The 16,406-nt window shown below is 42.9% G+C and carries 12 protein-coding genes and 1 riboswitch; of the genes, 3 read left to right on the top strand and 9 right to left on the bottom strand.

The window, feature by feature from the left end:
• Window positions 1-31: 31 nt before the first annotated feature.
• On the bottom strand, window positions 32-484 hold the full coding sequence (locus FGM00_RS02085) for a ferritin-like domain-containing protein (protein ID WP_138851318.1): 453 nt from the start codon (window positions 482-484) through the stop codon (window positions 32-34).
• Window positions 485-685: 201 nt separating this feature from the next.
• On the opposite strand from FGM00_RS02085, the gene FGM00_RS02080 reads away from it, so the two are divergent.
• Window positions 686-1,729, top strand: coding sequence for a helix-turn-helix domain-containing protein (locus FGM00_RS02080; protein WP_138851317.1), 1,044 nt, complete (start codon window positions 686-688; stop codon window positions 1,727-1,729).
• Window positions 1,730-1,885: 156 nt separating this feature from the next.
• Here the strand turns inward: FGM00_RS02080 and FGM00_RS02075 are convergent, their stop codons facing one another.
• From FGM00_RS02075 to metK, 5 genes are all read right to left on the bottom strand, one after another.
• Complete coding sequence (locus tag FGM00_RS02075; protein ID WP_138851316.1) at window positions 1,886-3,049, bottom strand: trans-sulfuration enzyme family protein; 1,164 nt, start codon at window positions 3,047-3,049, stop codon at window positions 1,886-1,888.
• A 125-nt stretch (window positions 3,050-3,174) separates the two neighbouring features.
• Window positions 3,175-3,495 carry a GIY-YIG nuclease family protein gene (locus FGM00_RS02070; protein ID WP_138851315.1) on the bottom strand — a complete coding sequence of 107 codons (321 nt, stop codon included), beginning with the start codon at window positions 3,493-3,495 and terminating at the stop codon, window positions 3,175-3,177.
• Window positions 3,496-3,605: 110 nt separating this feature from the next.
• Entirely contained in the window at window positions 3,606-6,992 is a 3,387-nt protein-coding gene (gene thrA, locus FGM00_RS02065) for a bifunctional aspartate kinase/homoserine dehydrogenase I (RefSeq protein ID WP_138851314.1), read from the bottom strand.
• Window positions 6,993-7,078: 86 nt separating this feature from the next.
• Window positions 7,079-8,371 carry an O-acetylhomoserine aminocarboxypropyltransferase/cysteine synthase family protein gene (locus FGM00_RS02060; protein ID WP_138851313.1) on the bottom strand — a complete coding sequence of 431 codons (1,293 nt, stop codon included), beginning with the start codon at window positions 8,369-8,371 and terminating at the stop codon, window positions 7,079-7,081.
• 125 nt (window positions 8,372-8,496) lie between these two features.
• Window positions 8,497-8,618: riboswitch (SAM riboswitch) on the bottom strand.
• Window positions 8,619-8,762: 144 nt separating this feature from the next.
• On the bottom strand, window positions 8,763-10,019 hold the full coding sequence (metK, locus tag FGM00_RS02055; RefSeq protein WP_138851312.1) for a methionine adenosyltransferase: 1,257 nt from the start codon (window positions 10,017-10,019) through the stop codon (window positions 8,763-8,765).
• Window positions 10,020-10,478: 459 nt separating this feature from the next.
• Here metK and FGM00_RS02050 point away from each other — a divergent pair, with 459 nt between their 5' ends.
• Window positions 10,479-11,093, top strand: a complete 615-nt coding sequence (locus tag FGM00_RS02050) for a deoxynucleoside kinase (protein WP_138851311.1) — start codon at window positions 10,479-10,481, stop codon at window positions 11,091-11,093.
• 16 nt (window positions 11,094-11,109) lie between these two features.
• On the opposite strand, the gene FGM00_RS02045 is transcribed toward FGM00_RS02050, so the two are convergent.
• Window positions 11,110-12,117, bottom strand: coding sequence for an App1 family protein (locus tag FGM00_RS02045; protein WP_138854586.1), 1,008 nt, complete (start codon window positions 12,115-12,117; stop codon window positions 11,110-11,112).
• 396 nt (window positions 12,118-12,513) lie between these two features.
• On the opposite strand from FGM00_RS02045, the gene FGM00_RS02040 reads away from it, so the two are divergent.
• A complete protein-coding gene (locus tag FGM00_RS02040; protein ID WP_138851310.1) occupies window positions 12,514-13,215 on the top strand; it encodes an energy transducer TonB in 702 nt (233 codons plus the stop codon).
• 65 nt (window positions 13,216-13,280) lie between these two features.
• Here FGM00_RS02040 and FGM00_RS02035 read toward each other — a convergent pair whose 3' ends face one another.
• Both FGM00_RS02035 and FGM00_RS02030 read right to left on the bottom strand, forming a co-directional pair.
• Window positions 13,281-15,659, bottom strand: coding sequence for a sodium-translocating pyrophosphatase (locus FGM00_RS02035; RefSeq protein ID WP_138851309.1), 2,379 nt, complete (start codon window positions 15,657-15,659; stop codon window positions 13,281-13,283).
• A gap of 114 nt (window positions 15,660-15,773) precedes the next feature.
• Window positions 15,774-16,301 carry an inorganic diphosphatase gene (locus FGM00_RS02030; RefSeq protein ID WP_138851308.1) on the bottom strand — a complete coding sequence of 176 codons (528 nt, stop codon included), beginning with the start codon at window positions 16,299-16,301 and terminating at the stop codon, window positions 15,774-15,776.
• Between the last annotated feature and the right edge of the window lie 105 nt (window positions 16,302-16,406).

Raw genomic sequence — 16,406 nt, 5'->3', positions numbered from 1 at the left:
CAAGGATATTTACTTTTCACAAGCTTAAAGCCTATCTAAAATCCTCTAAGATTTCGGATGTCTCGAGGTCATTTTGAATTGCATCGCGCTGCTCCCTGAGTATCTCCTTAACTCTTGCAGGAACATGGGTTTCGGCCAGAACTTCATTGTATTCCTCAATCGCCGATTTGTCGCCTCGTACCGCCTCTTCGAGCATAGATTCGTCGTTATCGGCAGAAAAGAACGCTTTTACGTCCATCCAAGTACGGTGCACTGCCCCAGCTGTAGTTCCGTCAATATCCTCATTTCCCAAACGGAGATCAGGAGATGCATTTTTAAGCTGCGTTAAGAAACGCTGTCGGTTTTTAGCTCTCCTAGAAAAGTACGTTTTAGTGCTTACATCACTGGCATTTTCAGCTGCCTTGTTAAAACCCTTGATCGCATCTTCGGTTTTGTCGATTACTTCCTGTAATTTTTCTTCGATTTTTTTTACATCATCATTCATAATTTCTAATTTTAGTTGTTCTACGATTTCACAAATATTATGTGGTCAACAATCTATCTATTTAAGAACAGGCACATTGACACGATTGATTTTTTTAGTAACCCAAAAGTCTTTTTTCAGCTTGATGCTCGGCGCGAGAATTATCCGCTTGAATCCTATTTATAACAAACATTGTAGTACCTTGAACAAAAGTCGGATGTTATGATTGCAATAGAAGTAAATTCCCTGCCCATCGCAGAAGTAATGGACGACATCGCCAAAGCTTTTGAAACCAAATACATAGAAAGCTGTGGAACATACTATCTTGATCTTCCTTCGCATATAGGAGAAGGAAATATTCGAGGTGTTAGCTTTGACGGGGGTATGGGCATCGTTCAATATGACTGTATTTTTAAGGAGGCTATTGAGTTTCAGTTCACGATTAATGAAATACATCCCTTAAAGTTCTTGTATTGCTTAAAGGGTTCGTTATTACATAGATTCGAGAATTATGAAGATATACATGAGATAAATCATTACCAAGAGGCTATTGTGGCCAGTGACTTTTTCAACGGCCACGTGCTGCGGTTTCAACCTAAAGTGCACACCGTTGTCAACAGTTTGGAAATAACCCGTAAAGAATTTCAAAAGAAGGTACAGTGCGAACTGGTCACCATGGACCAAACCCTTCAAGATCTCTTTAATGACATTGAGGCTAGAAAATCTTTTTATCACGAAGGGTTCTATAGCCTAAAATTGGCGGACCTGTTTCGGGAAATGCAGACTTTCGAAGAAAGGGATTTCTTGAAAAAGCTATTTTTAGAGGGCAAGGCCTATCAAATGCTTACTGCACAGATCTTGCAGTATCAAGATGATTTGGAAGATGCCTCAAATCGAAGTATCCTGAGACAATCGGAAATAAAGCAAATCGAGTCCGCCGCAAAATTGATCAAGAAACAAATTTCTGAATTGGAGACGATCAGTGATATCGCAGGTGAAGTTGGGTTGAACAACAACAAGCTCCAAGAAGGATTTCAGAATCTATATGGTGTAACGGTAAATCAATACATTCAACAGGTACGCCTTGATCTTATTAAAGATCTGATTTTGAATACGGAATACAGCATTTCTGAAATCGTAGATTTGGTAGGTCTCAACAGTAAGAGCTATCTTTCCAAGATTTTCAGGGACGAGTACGGTACAACGCCCTCGGAATACAGAAAGCATTTTATGGAAACCCTACTTAAAAAGAGAGCAAAGACCTAACCATGCTCCATATCCTCATATTTCGTAAGCGAATGAAAGCTAATGCTTCGAACATCAAAAGTAAAATTCCCTGATGTTTTAGTTCTTTATCCGAGTTCATATTACAAGGCCTTACCGACATTTAGACGAATTGAAATGGCCATGCCTATCGCATGATTACCCTAGCGCTTGGTGAATATCTCGAATTATATCATCAATATGCTCCAAGCCCACCGAGACCCTGACCATGCCATCCGTAATGCCGGTTTCCGCCCTTTCCTCAGCCGATAATTTACTATGGGTCGTAGATGCGGGATGGGTTACGATACTTCTCGAATCCCCCAAATTCGCAGAGAGTGAAAGTAATTTTATAGCATCGAAGAATTGCTGTCCGGCCGCAAGACCACCTTTTACTTCAAAAGCGACCACGCAACCTCCGGCTTTCATTTGTTTTTTGGCAATCGCATACTTTGGATGCGATTTCAAAAACGGATACCTTACCCAATTTATCTTTTCATGACCCTCTAAAAATTCTGCTAACTTCAAGGCATTCTCGCAGTGACGGTCTACGCGAACCGCCAAAGTTTCTAGACTTTTCGATAATACCCAAGCATTGAACGGGGAGAGTGCCGGACCGGTTATTCTGGAAAACCGATAGATTTTATCGATTAGTGCTGAACGGCCTACCGTAATTCCCGCTAAAACCCGTCCTTGACCATCCATCAATTTCGTTCCGGAATGAATGACCAAATCGGCCCCATGTTTTATGGGTTGCTGCAAATATGGTGATGCGAAGCAATTATCAATCACCAATATGAGCTTGTGTCTTTTCGCTATTTTCCCAAGTGCTTCCAAATCCAGAATATCCACTCCGGGATTGGTGGGCGATTCTGCATAGATCATTTTGGTATTGGGGGTAATCAATTTTTCAATTGCCTCAAGTGCATCGATTTTAAAATAAGAATGTGTGATATTCCATTTCGGGAGAAAATTGGTGAACAGCGAATGCGTAGAACCAAAAATACTTCTGGCCGATAAAATGTGGTCTCCACTCTCCAACAAGGCCGCAAAAGTCGAAAATACCGCTGCCATTCCACTAGCGAAGGCAAAACCGGTCTCTGCGCCCTCCATTTGACAAACCTTCTCGATAAACTCCGAAGAATTGGGGTTGGAATAGCGGGAGTAAATATTGCGGTCCTTTTCCTCCGCAAACGAAGCGCGCATGTCTTCGGCATCTTCGAACACGAAACTCGAGGTCAAATACATAGGAACCGAGTGTTCCTGGTTTTGAGACCGCTTAAGTTGCGTTCTTATGGCATTGGTTTCAAATTTGTTGTTCATTTTTATTTTTTTAACTCAAACATGGTGTCTTCGGCTACGCTCAGCCACCGGGTCGTGAAAGACTTGGGTCAAATTCGTAAATTTGTTTTTGAGCTCAGACTGCTGACAAAGCTCTGACCATTATTTCAACTAATACTTTTTTCCTTATAGTATTTATAATGCGTTTTATTTTGGCATTCTGCCAAATCATGCAATTTTTCCAACTTACCATTTATCAAGGCCTCTTTTTTTGCCCTACTCCATCCTTGAATCTGTTTCTCCCTATAAAAGGCTGTGTCGATTCTTTGATATTCCTCCACATAAATTAGCTTGACCGGTAATCTTTTGGCAGTGTAGTTCGCTCCTTCTCCGTTCTGATGTTGCTCAATTCTAACTTCCAGCTCTTTGGTGCTTCCAGTATAATAGGTTCCATCCGAACATAGTAATATGTACGTATAGCCCATCATCTATATTTTACCAAAAAGCTTATAATTCATTATCATTTTTGACGTTATTCCATCTTCGGTATAGATTTTGCCTTCGTGCATTAAATCCCGGTGGCTGAGCGTAGTCGAAGTCATCCTTTCTCCGCAATCCTTAAAATATCCCCAAATACACCTCTTGCGGTCACCGCGGCACCGGCTCCGGCACCTTGAATCACCAAAGGGTTCTCCCCATAAGATTCCGTATATATTTCAATGATGGAATCCGAGCCTTTTACTTGCCCCAGCGCACTTTCTTTCGGTACCGAGACTAGCTTTACATCCAACAACCCTTTTTCTTTTTGAAGATTCCCGTGCAGATCACCAACATATCGCAAGACGTGATTCTCCTTTTGATTCTTTTTTATTTCATTGAAAGTATCGTTCAGTACGTCGAGATTCTTTAAAAAAAACTCGACATCACCATCTTGTAATGCAACAGGAATTAGATTTTGAATCGCGATATCCGAAAACTCGTTGCTCAAACCGAGCTCTCTCGCCAAAATCAATAATTTGCGGCCTACATCGTTTCCGGAAAGATCTTCTCTTGGATCTGGTTCGGTAAACCCTTTCTGCATCGCGTCTTTCAAGATGGAGGAAAACGAGGTGTCCACTTCAGAGAATGTATTGAAAATATAGCTCAACGAACCCGAAAACACTCCTTGAATACGCGTGATGTTTTCCCCTGACAAATGCAATAACTTAATAGTATCTATCAAAGGAAGCCCCGCCCCGACATTGGTTTCGTATAGGTATTGCTTGTGATTTTTTGCGAGTTCTTCCCGAATCAATTGGTAATAGTCAAAGCCCAATGTATTGGCAATTTTATTGGAGGACACCAAATCAAAACCATTTTCCACAAAATCAAAATAGTGCGCTACAAAATCCGAACTGGCGGTATTATCAACTGCAATTAGATTCTCCAGATGATTCTTCTGGGCATACTCAAAAATATCTTCAATGGTGTACGGATTGCCGTGCTTTTTTAAGTCTGATTTCCATGTCTTTGCAATTCCATTTTTTCGCAACAGTGCTTTCTTTGAGTTCGCAACCGCAAAAACACGTAGATCGATTCCCTTTCTTCTTTCAATGTTCCGTGTAGACTTTAAAATCTGGTCGACCAGGGTACCTCCAACATTGCCATGACCAAAAATGGCAAGATTCACTTTCTTACTTATACCGAAAATCTGACCGTGCATAACGTTTACGGCTTTCTTCAAATCGGACTGGTTCACCACAATGCTGACATTTTTTCCAGAAACGGTATTATTGAAAAGTAAGGGTATGATTCTATTTTTGATCAACGCATTGTAGGGTTTGTGAAAAGTGCTCAAATCCTGACCGACGATAGAAACAACCGATACGTCGTTTACCACGCTGATCGTGTTGATGTCTTGTGCCTTAAAATCACTGGAAAATTCTTTCTCCAACGCCTTTTTAGCTTTCTGTGCCTTATGTTTATCGACCACAAGACCGATGCCCCGCTCCGAAGAACCTTGGGAAATAATACTAACGTTGATGTTGTTTTCTTCAAGGGCACGAAAAATTCGCGCATCTATTCCCACTTTACCCAAAAGCCCACGACCCTCTAAATTGATCAATGAAACCGCCTCGATCACGGAAAGCGACTTGATACCTTCCTTACTCGACTTTGCACTGATCAGCGTTCCTTCGTTATCCCCGTTGAAAGTGTTGAGTATCCGTAAGGGAATGTTCTTTTCAATTAGAGGGATAATCGTCTTGGCATGCAAGATGGTCGCTCCAAAATTGGCCAGCTCGTTTGCTTCAGCATAGGAAACATTCGATAACCGCCTCGCATCCGAAACCAAATCAGGGTTGGCGGTAAAAATACCATCTACATGCGTATAATTCTGCAGTTCTTCGGCATCTAAAAAATTAGCCAATAAAGCCGCGGAATAGTTGCTGCCATTTCTGCCTAAAGTGGTAGTTTCCCCTTTTTCATTCGAGGCTATAAAACCTGTGAAAATTGGTACGCTTTCAGATGGCAGTGTAGCAATATGGGCAAGGATGTTCTCCTTGGAGCGGTCTTCCAGAACCAGCGCATCGCCGAAACTATCATCAGTCTTGATGTATTTGCGAGAATCCACAAGAACGGCCTTGATGCCTTTACCGATCAACAATTTCGTAATGAGTTTGGCCGATATCAATTCCCCATGGGCAAGTACCTCATCTTTTATCTTCAGGCTGTAATCCCCTAGCAGGGAAACTCCTTCGTACAATTTCGCGAGATTCCGAAATTCTTCCGAAAGGTTGACATTCGCATAGGCATGCTGTTGGTATTTCTCGAACAGTTCAAAATCATCTTTATAATTACCGCCATTAGCGGCTTTTTCGAGCATTGTCTCTAGCTGGTTGGTACCGTCTTGCCGCGCGGATAATACTACCGTAATGTTTTCGTTGCGTTTTACTTTTGAAACGATGATTTCCAGTACCCGTTCAAGCCCTTCACCATTGCTGAGCGATTTGCCGCCAAATTTCAAGACTTTGAAACCTTCCGCTTTTTTGCTTTTATTGAAAACGGGGTGCAATAAACGCTGCAATTGTTCAAATTCTATCAAAAAAGCGTCATGACCGTGTACCGATTGTATCTCTCCGTAGGTTACGTTACTGTTGGCCTGGGCAAGTTGCTTAAAGGTCTCCTTGTTCTCTTTTGCCGTAAAAAAGAGATCGGAATTAACACCGACAATATGAATATTGGTATCGCTATTCTGTAAATTGATGAAGTTCTCGTCGCCATCTCTGGTAATATCGATGGTCTTCAGTAATTGGTTCATCAATTTGTAAGCGGAAAGCTGAAATCGCTCTTGCAATTTCTCCCCATGATGTAGCAGCCAACTTTCTACGTTAAAGACTTTGAGTTCGTTATTCGTACTCCGTTGAAAGCGTTCCTTGAACGATTCGGGTGTACGGTAACAAAGCATGGCGTGCATACGCGCATCATGTACCGGTTGTTTTGAATTTACTAAAAACTGCTCCTGAATCTGGCAATTAGCGATGAGCCAGTCGGTCGATTTCCAATCTGATGCCACGGGAATCAAATGCTCGGTCAATTTCGGGTTCAAAGCGGCCATTTCCCAAGCGATGCCCCCTCCTAGAGAGCCCCCGATTATTGCGAAAAGGCGATTGATGTTCAATTGCTTTAGGCCCTCCAAAAAGATGTTCGCCATATCACCGGCTACGAAATCCTTATAATTTTCAATGACGAATTTGTCATACCCATTCCCGGGAATATTGAAGGAAAGTACCGTGTACTTTTGGGTGTCGATGCATTTTCCGTCACCGATGAGAACAGACCACCAACCCTCTTCACCACTTGCATTCGAGTTGCCAGTAAGGGCATGGTTCACCAATACTATGGGAGCGGTATGCAAAGGCGCCCCAAAGAGTTGGTACGACAAATCGATGTCCTGTTCAGCACCGCTGAGGGTACGGTAATTTTTTATCTTCAAGTGATGGAGCATTTGGTACGGAATTAGACCCTAAAGGTTTTGACCCACTTGCAGAAACCATTTGGCAAAAGTGGGAAACCTTTAGGGACTTTTAGAATTTAAGCCAAAACCGATTTATCGATCGTTGCGAAAGCGTTTTCCAAATCTGATTTTAAATCTTCAAGGTCTTCGAGCCCGACTGAAAGTCGAATCAAATCCTTGGTTACCCCGGTCGATTCCTGCGCGGCATCATCCAACTGTTGGTGCGTGGTACTTGCAGGATGTATAATCAACGATTTCGAATCACCGATATTCGCCAACAACGAGAACAATTTCGTATTATCGGCGATCTTTTTTGCGGATTCGAAGCCACCTTTTACACCGAATGTTACGATACCACTTTGACCTTTAGGGAGATAGGCATCTGACTGGGCCTTGAATCTACTTGAAGCCAACCCTGGGTAGTTCACCCATGTTACTTCACTCCTAGTTTCCAACCATTTGGCCAAAGCCAATGCATTTTCGCTGTGCTTTTTGACTCGGATTTCTAGCGTTTCAAGCCCTTGGATAATCTGAAAGGCATTGAACGGACTTAGCGCCGCACCGAAATCTCGTAGCCCCTCTATTCGTGCTTTTATTATAAAGGCAATTGGGCCGACCGCTTCGTGATACACCAAGCCGTGATAACCTGCCGAAGGTTCGGTAAATTCCGGAAATTTTCCGTTTGCCCAATCAAAATTACCGGCATCGATTATGGCACCCCCCAAAGCGGTTCCGTTGCCGTTTATATACTTGGTCAGCGAATGTATTACGATATTCGCCCCGTGTTCGATTGGATTCAAAAGCGCCGGGGTAGCTACCGTATTGTCGACTAAAAAAGGAATTTTAGCGCTCTTCGCCTCAGAGGAGATTGCTTTCAAGTCTAAAACATCCAATTTGGGATTTCCAAGCGACTCTACGAAAATCGCTCTGGTATTCTCCTTGACAGCCTTACCGAAGTTAGATGGGTCGGAAGGGTCTACAAATGTAGTGGTGATGCCCAATCTAGGAAGCGTAACACTTAATAGGTTGTACGTACCCCCATACAAACTATTGGAAGCCACAATATGATCACCGCTTTTCAGCAGCACCATTAGCGTGGTGGCAATTGCGGCCGTACCCGAGGCGGTTACCAACGCGGCTACCCCTCCTTCGATGGCAGCCAAACGCTGTTCTAAAATATCATTGGTCGGATTGTTGATCCTCGTATAGATATTACCAAATTCGGCCAGACCAAAAAGATTGGCCGCATGATCGGAGTTGTTGAAAACATATGCTGTACTTTGATAAATCGGTACTGCTCTTGTACCACCATTCAAGGTCGTGTCGTGTCCAGCATGCAATGCATTTGTAGAAAATTTGTGATCACTCATGATTTAAAGATTTTAATTAATATAATATTAGGTAATGAAAATCCAAACCCATCGTCGCCGACATGCGCGAAGGTTAAATCGAAAAGTTATAAGAAAGCGAAAGACTACTTGAGGTAATCCGTATTGCGTTATCTGCCAAATACTGAAATGAACTCAGCACCAGTAGAATGTAGCACCTTCTTTGCAAAAGATCAAAGGGTTGCTAAGGTTTCGTAGGGTCTAATCCCTCCACCTTTCTTGATAACTTGTCAATAAATGTTTGAACTTTAAAGTAACAAATTAAGAACGGAAAATTGTATTATCCTAGGAATCGTAGAAAAAAATTAAAATCTATCGCAAAAAAAACGGCCGCATCACAAATACGGCCGTTCTTCGTGATTTTTGTAACAGGCTACAATTTAAAAGCAGCTTTTACTTTATCGACCATATCCAACTTCTCCCATGTAAAGAGTTCAACTTCTTTCTCGACACGGCCATTGTACGGCGATTCAAAAACCTTCTTCACGGTTTTCGGCTCCTTGCCCATATGACCATACGCAGCGGTTTCCAAATAAATCGGATTTCTTAATTTTAATCGTTTTTCGATGGCGAACGGACGCATATCGAACAATTTTTCAACCTTCTTCGCAATAGCACCGTCGGTGAGCTCAACATTTGCCGTACCGTAGGTATCGACAAAAATCGAGGTCGGCTCTACCACCCCTATCGCATAACTTACCTGAACTAAAATTTCATCGGCTACGCCGGCTGCCACAAGGTTCTTAGCTACATGTCTTGAGGCATAGGCGGCACTCCGGTCTACCTTGCTGGGGTCTTTTCCGCTAAATGCACCACCACCGTGGGCACCTTTTCCACCATAAGTATCCACAATGATCTTTCTACCCGTTAACCCAGTATCACCATGTGGCCCCCCGATAACGAACTTACCAGTAGGATTGATGTGGTACTGGATTTGATCGTCAAAAAGATTCTGTATTTTTTTGGGAAGCTTTTTCTTTACCTGCGGAATTAATATCTCAATAATGTCTTTCTTGATCTTGGCCAACATCTTTTTGTCATTCTTATCGAATGCATCATGCTGGGTAGATACCACAATGGTATCGATTCGCTGTGGTACGTTGTCGTCCGAATATTCTATCGTCACTTGAGATTTGGCATCGGGCCTTAGGTATTTAATCTGTTTATTCTTTCTGCGCAAATCGGCCAATACCTGTAAAATCTTGTGTGAAATATCCAACGCCAAAGGCATATAATTCGAAGTTTCCTTCGTAGCGTAGCCGAACATCATTCCCTGGTCCCCTGCGCCTTGTTCTTCCTTTTTACCCCGATCCACACCTTGATTGATATCTTGGGATTGCTCGTGAATCAAAGAAATTACGCCGCAGGAATCCCCGCTGAATTGATACTCTCCTTTTGTGTAGCCAATTTGATTGACCACCGCGCGGGCGATATTCTGAACATCGAGATAGGTGTCGCTCTTTACTTCTCCGGCCAGAATTACTTGTCCCGTAGTGACCATGGTTTCACAGGCTACCTTGCTTTCAGGGTCGAAAGCCAAAAAATTATCCAATAAGGCATCACTTATTTGGTCGGCTACCTTATCTGGGTGCCCTTCGCTAACGGATTCGGATGTAAATAAATACGACATAATTAACAGTTTTAGAACTAGACGAATTTGACGGTATTGCTTTGAGAAGTACGTCGGCACCAATTATGGCCGATCAACTGCTTTAGCATTTTAAACTACTGAATTGGTTTCAGCATCCGACCCGTGCGGGTCGAGGTCCTGAAACGAGTTCAGAACATTGAGGTTGCAATCAGTCAAATCCTTCCTCTTATTATTTTGAGCAAGCAAAAATATGAAAATTGTTCCGATGCAAAAGGTATTTGCAAAAGATTTGTTCAAAGACGACAAAAGTTCGATGTCTCGCTTCATAGCAAAGATTTCAAGGTCGCATCACTATTACAGTTCGAGTTCCAAGACCTTTTGGACATCTTTTGACAAATTTCCCCGGTATTTCACCTTTAAATTTTTCTGCAAACTCATTATTCGTTGTATCTTGTCAAGCACTGTGAAAAGATAGCCTAACCACTAAAAAAATCACAAATGCACATTGCCGTTGCGGGAAACATTGGAGCCGGAAAAACCACTTTGACCAGACTATTGGCGAAACACTATAAATGGGAGGCCCACTTTGAAGAGGTCGTCGATAACCCTTATCTCGATGATTTTTACACCCAAATGGAGCGATGGAGCTTTAATCTGCAGATTTATTTTCTGAACCACAGATTCAGACAAATTCTAAAAATTCGCGAAGCGGGCAAGAATATCATACAAGACCGTACCATTTACGAGGATGCCTACATTTTCGCACCTAATCTTCATGCTATGGGTCTTTTGACCAACAGGGATTTCACCAATTATTCAAGCCTTTTTGAATTAATGGAAAGTCTTGTGCAGCCGCCCGATTTATTGATCTATCTAAGAAGTTCGATTCCTAATTTAGTCAGTCAAATTCACAAACGAGGGCGTGATTACGAGAACTCTATTTCCATCGACTATCTGAGTCGTCTTAACGAGCGTTATGAAGCGTGGATACATGGTTACGAAAAAGGAAATCTTTTGGTCATCGATGTGGATAATCTCGATTTTGTAGACAAGCCGGAAGATCTGGGAGCAGTGATCAATAAAATAGATGCCGAAATCAACGGTCTGTTCTAATATGCTGTTCTAAATATTATTTAATAAAGCCATTTTCACGGGCATGGGCGACCGCTTGATCGCTGCTTTCTACCAAGAGTATCGGGGTTAATTTATAACTGTTTACCAGTCCCCTCACCCGGATCATCTTCTTTTTATGATTGACACTCCTCAAATAAATGGCCGCGATACTATCGGGATGGGCCTCTGCAATTTCAATGTAAATATCCACGTCATGCTCGCCACTGTCGCCGATTAAAATAAACTTCATATCGGGATAGGTCTTTAAGATGTTCAAAATCTCCTTTTGCTTTTGCGGTTTATCGCCTTGGGAACGCCTAGTGCCAAAATCGGTAAAACTTCGCAGTAGGATCGGCCCTTTCGGAAAATCGTTGTTAGTAAGGAAAAATTCGAGGTAGCGGTATAAATTCCACGGACTATGGCTTACGTAGAAAATAGGATTGGCATTTTTTCCTGATTTACCGCGGTGTAGTAGATGGTAAAATTCTGCGGCACCTTCTAGGGGAAGTCGCCGGCTCGCTCTTTTGAAGAAAGTATTCACTACCACTTTCCACTTTAAACTTGAGGCTACACCTGTATGTAAGATGGTATCGTCAATATCGGAAATAACCCCGAACTCAGCCGTTTTTGAGGGAATCAACAATTCTCCGGGAAAGCGGTTTTCAAGTAAAATCTCTCTACGCAAATCGGGATCGGCATAGGCGATTTCATAGGTAAGCCAACCCTCGCTATTCGTCAAAGTAGATAGGTTGCCGATATTTTCTTCGATACGATAATAGCCGTTATTGTCGGTGGCGAGTTTTCTGGTACGACCATCGGAAAGGGTCAAGAGTAGCGGCGTATTCTTAATTTCATCGGTTTCAAATCGTTTGAAAGCGTTCCATAACAAGGGGAAAAGTCCTTTTGCCGATAAATCAATTTCCTCATCTTCCAAGGCCCTACCCCGCGCATAGAAATGGGTATCGGTGCCATAGGCCTGAAAAGCGATCAACTGTAATTTGTCTTTTTTTCCAAATAGACCCATGGGATAAATATAGGATAATGAACTCAAGACAAGTTCAATTTTTGTGTTTATTTAAACGGATATCGGGTTCCATTGCAAATTCGGAAACTTTCCCGATTTCAATGCAACAATGCCCTCTTGCGATATTGAATGCTGTTACGAATGACATGGTGAATAGAGGTTCCAACTACAAGTTCATAAAAATTTAACCTATACCTCGGTACGGATCCCTTAGTCAAGCAAGCACTACACTCCTTCAAAAGCCTTGTTCCCTAATTCATCATTTTATCAAAGGCTGTTGTCGACTAGCTTTATACCAGCATTACAATTGACCGACCTCTAAAAACGAAGTGCGATAATTCCGGAAACGTCATTATAGACTTGCTCAATTTAATGTATAACGTAAACTTTAAAAAGATGAAACCAAAAAAGAATCCCAAAACCGATTTGAACCGCAACCGAGGACTGTATTTTGTCATGGGTCTTGCCACAGTAATGGCCTTGGCCTATGTTGCTTTGGAATGGAAGAGTTATGATACGACTTTTAAATACGATACGGCGTTAAACATAGACCCGTTGCTGGACGAGGAAGTACCCTTGATCGATATCAAACTACCACCACCGCCCAAGCCACCCGCGGCGCCAACGGAAATAGATATCGTTGACGATGAGGACCCAATTGAAGAAACGGTCATCGAAACTACCGAAACTGACGACGAACAGCCAATTCTCGAAGTCGATGACGTCGATGTGGTGGAAGAAGTTATCGATGAAGAAGTTCCCTTTTCTGTAATCGAAAACGTACCGGTATTTCCGGGTTGCGAAAATGAGACCGATAAAAAGGGCTGCTTTCAAAGCATGATGCAAAAGCACATTCGCAAACACTTTCGGTATCCTGAGATTGCACAGGATATGGGCGTTGAAGGTAGGGTCAGCACCATGTTCGTCATTCAAAAAGACGGTTCTATCGGATCGATACAAATGCGCGGACCTGATAAAAACTTGGAAAAAGAAGCGGCCAGAATTCTTTCAAAACTACCAAAAATGACTCCGGGCAAACAACGGGGAAGGGCGGTTCGGGTTCCCTTTAGTATTCCGATTACCTTTAAACTGCAATAACATTTTTCAAAAAAAAAGGGATGCCATTCGCACGGCATCCCCTTTTACATATAAACACTTGCTCTTTATTCCTTTTTGATATCCATCTTTTCGATAGTAATTTCAGTTGCCGTACCTTTCTGCTGCTCAACAGTAGCGCCAAATCTTTTCAACTCGGCCTCTACCTCATCTTTTGTTCCCTTGAATGTCTTTTGCTCCGAAACTTTTTCGCCGTTAACAACCGTCGTGTAGTTTATTGTGGCCTCGGCCATATCATCGTTCTCCACATTCATAGTAATCGTTTTGGTAACCTCTTCTGTAGCGGCCATTCCGGTCTCCACTGTCATCGCGATACTAGGCGCAATCACCAAGGCCACAACCGACATTAATTTCAACAGAATGTTCAATGAAGGTCCTGAAGTATCCTTGAACGGATCCCCAACGGTATCACCAACGACCGCCGCTTTGTGTGCATCAGTTCCTTTGCGACCATCGGATTCAATCATCTTTTTGGCATTGTCCCATGCACCACCTGCATTCGATTGGAAAATAGCCATCAAAACCCCTGCAGAGGTAACACCTGCCAACAAGCCACCCAACATTTCGGCCCCGCCGATAAATCCTACCGCAACGGGTACCGCAATCGCCAATAAGCCGGGCAATACCATTTCCTTAATCGAGGCTTTGGTTGAAATATCGACACACTTATCATATTCGGCATACCCATCCGCCGCATCAAAAATTGTCCGCTGCTCGGGCGTTGCTTTCGACATATCCGAATCGACGGCACGCATGACTTCCAACGCCGCTTTCAATTGTGGAATATCCCTAAACTGCCGACGTACCTCTTCGATCATCGCCATTGCAGCGCGACCTACCGCATTCATAGATAAGGCGGAGAATACAAAAGGCAACATTGCCCCGACAAGGAGTCCGGCCATTACCGTTGGTTTCGAAACGTCAATCGACGTAACGTTGGCCACTTTCATAAAAGCGGAGAAAAGCGCCAATGCAGTGAGTGCGGCAGAAGCAATCGCAAAACCTTTTCCGATGGCGGCAGTTGTATTACCAACTGCATCCAATTTATCGGTACGCTCCCGTACTTCCGGTTCCAACTCGGCCATTTCGGCGATACCACCTGCGTTATCGGAAATCGGCCCGTAAGCATCGACAGCCAATTGAATACCCGTATTGGCCAACATACCCACCGCTGCAATTGCGATACCGTAAAGTCCCGCAAAATGGTGTGACACCAAAATAGCGGCGGCGATCAATAAGATAGGAATCATGGTAGACATCATTCCTACCCCCAATCCCGCAATGATATTCGTCGCAGCTCCCGTTTCGGACTGCGCGACAATAGAGTTCACCGGCTTGGTTCCTGTTCCTGTATAATACTCGGTGATTTTACCAACTCCTAAACCGGCAACAAGACCGGCAAGGGTAGCCCAAAAAATGCCCATGGCACCGTATGGTAGGCCCGCAACACTTTCAGGAATCAATGCGTTGATGATAAAGTAAGATGCGACGACCATAAGACCGGCAGATCCAAATTCCCCAATATTCAAGGCAGTTTGTGGGTTTCCCCCATCCTTAACCTTGACGAAGAACGTACCTATGATGGACATCAATATTCCCACCGCGGCCAAAACCAAAGGAAGGTATACCGCACCTAGTCCGGCGAAATCCGGTGTAATGATAAAAGCTCCCAATACCATGGTACCGATAATCGAACCTACATACGATTCGAATAAATCAGCTCCCATACCGGCAACATCACCCACATTATCACCAACGTTATCGGCGATGGTAGCCGGATTTAACGGGTGATCCTCAGGAATACCTGCTTCGACTTTTCCCACCAAATCGGCTCCCACATCGGCAGCTTTGGTATAAATTCCACCACCGACCCTAGCAAACAGGGCAATAGAAGACGCTCCAAGGGAAAATCCGGATAAAACGTTTAAAACCAAGCCTAAGTTTTCGGGTCCGGTCCATATATTTTGATAGATCATAAACAAACCGCTGAGTCCTAAAACTCCAAGACCAACGACTCCCAATCCCATAACGGCACCACCGGCAAAGGCGACCTCCAACGCTTTTCCCAAAGAAGTTTTAGCGGCTTGAGTAGTTCGAACGTTCGCTTTTGTCGCCACTTTCATTCCTATAAACCCTGCCAATGCAGAACAGATGGCGCCTACTACAAAAGATAGCGCGACCATACCATTGGAACCGGTTTCATTGCTTCCTTTGAAAAACAAAAGAATGGCAACGGCGATGACGAAAATCGAAAGGATTTTATATTCCGCCTTCAGGAAAGACATGGCTCCATCGGCAATGTTTTTGGCGATTCGGGCCATTTTATCGTTTCCGACCTCCTGCTTGCCCACCCATGCATTTTTCCAAGCCACAAAAAGAAGGGCCACTACTCCGAATACGGGTAAAAATTTTACGATTAATTCCATTTTAAGTTAGTTTGTTAGATGTTTTTTTTAGCGGCTGCTAATGTACTAAAATTGGATAGAATAAAAAAAGCCACTTTCCTTGCGAAAAGTGGCTTTTTTTATTCTGTTTTTTAGCTATATCATAAAAGTGCGTTTGTCTTTGTGCTCGCTCTCATTGTAGCGCTTGACACACTCGTGGTAGATTTTTTTGGCTTCCTCGGCATTTCCCCATCCGCCGACATCTACTTTCTTCTTTTCCAAGTCTTTATATACTTGAAAAAAATGCTCGATTTCCTTTACCCGATGTGGATTAATATCCGACAAGTCATCTTTTTGATTCCAAATGGGATCGGAAACGGGCACGCAGATTATTTTTTCATCCGGTCCTTTTTCATCCGCCATATGAAAAACGCCGATAGGTTTAACTTGAACAACTACCATGGGATAGGTCGGTTCTGTACACAAAATCAACACATCCAAAGGGTCTCCATCCAAGGCCAAGGTTTCGGGAATAAAACCATAATCGCCAGGATACATCATTGAGGAGAAGAGTGTTCTATCGAATCTTATTTTATTCAGGGTGAAGTCGTATTCGTATTTGTTCCGACTCCCCTTTGGTATTTCAATCAATACATCAAAAGTGATGTTTGTTTTTTTACTCATCTTGTTTATTTAGGACTGCAAAAATAATTAAACTAAAGGGGTTAAACGGGTATATTTCTATGAAATTGTATAATTGCGATGGCATATGGATACGCGAAAATAATA

This window comes from Aggregatimonas sangjinii (genome assembly GCF_005943945.1).
GTDB lineage: Bacteria > Bacteroidota > Bacteroidia > Flavobacteriales > Flavobacteriaceae > Pelagihabitans > Pelagihabitans sangjinii.
Note: the sequence above shows the minus strand (reverse complement) of the source record. Positions and strands in the feature narration are given on the sequence as shown.

Bases quoted from the DNA above. Each gene is read 5' to 3' on its own strand.
- FGM00_RS02050 (WP_138851311.1), top strand. From the start codon at position 10,479: ATGCACATTGCCGTTGCGGGAAACATTGGAGCCGGAAAAACCACTTTG.
- metK (WP_138851312.1), bottom strand. From the start codon at position 10,019: ATGTCGTATTTATTTACATCCGAATCCGTTAGCGAAGGGCACCCAGAT.
- FGM00_RS02045 (WP_138854586.1), bottom strand. From the start codon at position 12,117: ATGGGTCTATTTGGAAAAAAAGACAAATTACAGTTGATCGCTTTTCAG.
- FGM00_RS02040 (WP_138851310.1), top strand. From the start codon at position 12,514: ATGAAACCAAAAAAGAATCCCAAAACCGATTTGAACCGCAACCGAGGA.
- FGM00_RS02075 (WP_138851316.1), bottom strand. From the start codon at position 3,049: ATGAACAACAAATTTGAAACCAATGCCATAAGAACGCAACTTAAGCGG.
- FGM00_RS02085 (WP_138851318.1), bottom strand. From the start codon at position 484: ATGAATGATGATGTAAAAAAAATCGAAGAAAAATTACAGGAAGTAATC.
- FGM00_RS02080 (WP_138851317.1), top strand. From the start codon at position 686: ATGATTGCAATAGAAGTAAATTCCCTGCCCATCGCAGAAGTAATGGAC.
- FGM00_RS02070 (WP_138851315.1), bottom strand. From the start codon at position 3,495: ATGATGGGCTATACGTACATATTACTATGTTCGGATGGAACCTATTAT.
- FGM00_RS02030 (WP_138851308.1), bottom strand. From the start codon at position 16,301: ATGAGTAAAAAAACAAACATCACTTTTGATGTATTGATTGAAATACCA.
- FGM00_RS02060 (WP_138851313.1), bottom strand. From the start codon at position 8,371: ATGAGTGATCACAAATTTTCTACAAATGCATTGCATGCTGGACACGAC.
- thrA (WP_138851314.1), bottom strand. From the start codon at position 6,992: ATGCTCCATCACTTGAAGATAAAAAATTACCGTACCCTCAGCGGTGCT.
- FGM00_RS02035 (WP_138851309.1), bottom strand. From the start codon at position 15,659: ATGGAATTAATCGTAAAATTTTTACCCGTATTCGGAGTAGTGGCCCTT.